The organism is Streptomyces violaceorubidus, assembly GCF_000717995.1.
In the GTDB taxonomy this organism is placed as follows: domain Bacteria; phylum Actinomycetota; class Actinomycetes; order Streptomycetales; family Streptomycetaceae; genus Streptomyces; species Streptomyces violaceorubidus.
On sequence record NZ_JODM01000133.1, the window covers coordinates 1 to 664 of the forward strand.

The window sequence follows — 664 nt, forward strand, 5'->3', positions numbered from 1 at the left end:
TGGAGCCCGCGTCCGCGACTGTGGACCCCGGCAGTAGTACGCGTGTGCGCCTGAGGGTGCGCAATACCGGTGACGTGGTGGATGAGTACCGGTTCGAGCCGGTGGGGGATGTGGCTCCCTGGACGACGGTGGAGCCGCAGACGTTGCGGTTGTATCCGGGTACGACGGGGACGGTGGAGTTGACGTTTGCTCCGCCGCGTACGCCGGATGCGGTGGCGGGGCCGAATCCGTATGCGGTGCGGATTGTTCCGACGGAGCATCCGGATGCGGTGACGGTTCCGGAGGGGAATCTGACGATCACCGCGTTTTCGGAGGTGCGGGCGGAGTTGGTTCCGCCGACGGTGAAGGGGCGTTTTCGGGGTCGTCCTCGGCTTGCGGTGGACAACCTGGGCAATACGAAGGTGACGGCGTCTGTCGCGGGCAGTGATCGTGGTGATCATCTGTCGTACGAGGTGCGTCCGGGGAATGTGCAGATCGAGCCGGGGCGTGCGGCGTTCGTGGAGGCGACGCTGAAGCCGAAGCAGATCATCTGGTTCGGTGCGAAGGAGGAGCGGCCGTACTCGTTGGCGGTGCGCCGGTCGGGGGTGGATCCGACCGAGGTCGAGGGGACGTATATCCAGCGGGGGTTTCTGCCGCGTTGGCTGGCGACGTTCTTCGGGATCTT

1 protein-coding gene is annotated in these 664 nt (G+C 65.8%); it reads left to right on the top strand.

The features are described 5' to 3' along the window. Window positions 1–664 (top strand): hypothetical protein (locus IE94_RS0134355; protein WP_030192422.1); only part of this gene is annotated, 664 nt, incomplete at both ends.